The 3,429-nt window shown below is 63.3% G+C and carries 3 protein-coding genes; 1 reads left to right on the top strand and 2 read right to left on the bottom strand.

Features of this window, described 5'->3' with window-relative positions:
• Window positions 1-134: 134 nt before the first annotated feature.
• Together P8Y39_12935 and P8Y39_12930 are read right to left on the bottom strand one after the other, a co-directional pair.
• Window positions 135-506 (bottom strand): hypothetical protein, encoded by a 372-nt coding sequence (locus tag P8Y39_12935; GenBank protein MEJ2193220.1) that lies wholly within the window; start codon window positions 504-506, stop codon window positions 135-137.
• Between the two features lie 578 nt (window positions 507-1,084).
• Window positions 1,085-2,125 (bottom strand): hypothetical protein, encoded by a 1,041-nt coding sequence (locus P8Y39_12930; protein ID MEJ2193219.1) that lies wholly within the window; start codon window positions 2,123-2,125, stop codon window positions 1,085-1,087.
• Between the two features lie 280 nt (window positions 2,126-2,405).
• Here P8Y39_12930 and P8Y39_12925 point away from each other — a divergent pair.
• A partial coding sequence (locus tag P8Y39_12925) for a cation:proton antiporter (GenBank protein ID MEJ2193218.1) occupies window positions 2,406-3,429 on the top strand: 1,024 nt, incomplete at its 3' end.

Here is a 3,429-nt window from a genome sequence, read left to right as displayed (position 1 = left end):
GACACGGTCCGGCCGGATACGATCCGGAGCGACCGGACACGGTCCGGAGCGATAGGACACGGTTCGGGCCAGCAAAACGGAGGAGGGTTAGGTACTACAGGGAGACCGATTCCGGAGATGAGTGGAAAAGAGGGCTAATTCCTGCGGCGGGCCAAACTCTGAATGAACCTGGCGACCTCGGCGTTCTGCACATAGACCCATTCATCGGCTCGCTCGGGGTCCCTTGCGATATAGACCCACTTGTTCACCCTCCTGGGGTTGTCCGTCAGGTAGAAGACCTTGTCGTGCCGGTCGCTGCTCGGGATATCATGGAGGATGAAGGCCACCTCGGGCACCAGGTCGGGCGAGATGTACCAGCGCTCGTCGGCCTCCCGCGGGTCGTCGGTGATATATATCCAGGTGTCGGCGCCATCAGGGGTGTCGGTAACAAGAAACGACTCTATGGCCAGCGCCGGCTGGCTGTTCAAGAAACACAAGAGAGCGCCCAGTATGAAAATCCCCCGCATCCTGCATCTCCCTTCATCATTCTCAAGCGCTTTACTATAACACAGCCCTCCGGGGTTCCGACACCCCGCGACGCCCATGGACCTTCCCGGGCCTCACCGCCCAGAGAGCGCATATCCACCGGGGCATTCCGGGGGCAAGGCCGAACGCCCTTGTTCTGTACCCGCACCCCGCTGATATAATACACGCATGTCCGTCCCGCCCGAAGACCACAAGCACCGCCCCTCGCCGGAGGAACTGAAGGAGGAGAACCGCCGCATACGGGTGTTCCCTCAGACAGATTTCGGAGAACTTCTTTCCGAACAAGGGCCGCGTCTTCGACATCGTGATACGCCCCCGCCTGGAGCGCGTCATCCGCGAGCGCTTCCCCCCGGTCCACTGCGACGGCGCCCAGGACCTCTCCTGGAACTGAGAGGGGCCTCCTTGTCCGGGCGCTGGCTTTTCCCGAAGCGCACCCTCCGGAGCAGACACGGCGCTACCCGCGGCCTTGCAGCCTCACGGCTGGCGATATAGCGGGATGCGGCCCTTCGCCTTTCCAGCAGGGGTCCCCGAAAAGTCGCAAGACTTTTCCGGGCTGGTTCTAATGGCCGAAGAAACCGCGGGCCTTCTTGTCGGGGATGTGGTACAGAACGATGCCGTTTCTCCGGCAGTACTCGACGACCTCGCCGTCCTTGACCGAGCCGCTGGTGGCCACGACGGCCTTGACCCCGGCCTCGTGTAGCACCTGCACGCCGTCTGTGAAGGGGAAGAAGCTGTCGCTGGAGGCCACGGCGCCCCGGGGGTCGTGGCCCGCGTATCCGGTCAGGTTCACGGCAAGGCGCGCCCCGCGCACGCGGGCCTGCTGGCCCACGCCGTTTCCGATGAGCATGCCTCCCTTGACCAGCGTCACCGTGTTGGAGTTGCTCGTATCCCCGATGGCCTTGGCCAGAAGCATGTCGTCCTCCTGCTCCGGGGAGGCCTCCCCGTGCTTCTTGAGGTCGGGGTCCTTGAGGTCCAGCACATAGGTGTAGTTGGGCTGAAGGAGAAACCCTCCGCGCACGCAGCGGAACCTGGGCGCGGCATCCAGGCTTCCCCTGCCGAGCTCCCGAAGGGCGGGGTTAACGAGGAGGCGGCACTTGTCCCCCTTGCGCTTGAACATCCCCACCGCCTCCTCGGCGAAGGCCGGGGCGATGATGCCGTCCAGCACGCGGCGCTGCCCCCCGGGCATCCCGTGGGTGAGCATGGCCTCAGAAAGCTCCTCGGTCATGTCTAGGTTGACCATGACCAGGCCGCCGAAGATGGCCAGGGGGTCACCCTCCACCATCCTTCGGACCACGGAGAGAGGGTCTCCGCCCTGGGCCGCCCCGCAGGGGTTTCCGTGCTTCACTCCCACGGCGATGGGGGGCACCTTTCCCCTGTTGAGGTCGAAGGCTGCGGCTATGTGGGTCACCGTCTGCACCAGCCGGTCCAGGTCGGCAAGGTTGTTGAAGCTCGGGTCGGTCCCGGCCACCAGGGAGAACCTCGCCAGCGCCAGGGGGTCGTCCGCCTGCGAGGCATAAAGGGCCGCCGGCGTCTGATAGCCGTTCTCCCCGTACTTGCAGCGGAGCACCTCCCTGCCGGAAAAAGAGAAAGTATCGCTCATGGCAGTATTTCCTCCGGGAATGGCTTTTCTTGCGGTGGGCAATTATACCCGCTCCTGGCGGCGGGTTCAAGCGCGGCGCCGCGCGGAGATGGAGGGGAAGGCGTCTCCAGGCTCCGGAAGCCCGGTATGACCGGCTTTTGACTGATGATATACTGTCCCTGAGCTATGGTCCTTTTTCCCGTTTCGACGGTGCTTGCCGCAAGCCCCGGATACTGCGAACGCTTCATGCGGCGGGTGAGGCGGCCTGCTCAATATGGATGCACATGGTGGTTCAAAGGGGATGCAGCTTTTTAACATAATAACGATACTCCTCGTCCTTTCGGCCCTCTTTGCGTACGTGAACCACCGCTTCATCAAGCTGCCGATGACCATCGGCCTGATGCTGATTTCCATGCTCGTTTCCCTGGCCTTCGTCTCCATGGGCCACCTGGGCCTGGGCCTTGAGGCCGGCCGCACGGGCGCCTTCTTTCTCAGAAGCGTCAATTTCGACAAGACGCTGATGGTCGGGCTGCTGGGCTTCATGCTGTTTGCCGGGGCATTGCACCTGGACGTCAACGACCTGCTCGAGCACAAGTGGGAAATCGGGGTGTTCGCCCTGACCGGGCCGGTCCTTTCGACCTTTCTGGTGGGAAGCTCCATGTACTTTGTGCTTGCCTGGCTTGGAATCGACATGAGCTATATCTACTGCCTCCTTTTCGGGGCCATCGTCTCGCCCACCGACCCCATCGCCGTGCTGGGCATCATGAAGGAGGCCCGGGTCCCGAAGGCCCTGGAAACAACCATTTCGGGCGAGTCCCTCTTTAACGACGGCGTAGCCGTGGTGGTGTTTCTCATTCTGCACGGCATCGCCACCGGGGAGCATGCGGCCACGCCGGGCGACGTGTCCGTCATGTTCGTCAAGGAGACCTTCGGCGGCTTCGCCTTCGGCCTGGCAATCGGTTGGCTGGCCTACAGGGTTCTGAAGAGCGTGGACAACTACCAGGTCGAGATACTCGTCACCCTGGCCCTCGTCACCGGGGGATACGCCCTGGCCCTTTCAATCCATACGTCGGGCCCCATCGCCATCGTCGTCTCGGGCCTTCTGGTGGGAAACGTCGGCCGCAAGTTCGCCATGAGCGACAGGACCCGCGAGAGAATCGACGTATTCTGGGAGCTTATCGACGAGATACTGAACGCCATCCTGTTCGTGCTTATCGGCCTGGAGCTGCTGGCCGTCACGGTGACCGGGCGGTTCGTCCTGGCAGGGGCGGCGGCCATTGCCGTGGCACTCCTGGCGCGGCTCGTCTCGCTGGCGGTCCCCTCCG

Source organism: Nitrospirota bacterium, from assembly GCA_037386965.1.
Taxonomy (GTDB): domain Bacteria; phylum Nitrospirota; class Thermodesulfovibrionia; order Thermodesulfovibrionales; family JdFR-86; genus JARRLN01.
Note: the sequence above shows the minus strand (reverse complement) of the source record. Positions and strands in the feature narration are given on the sequence as shown.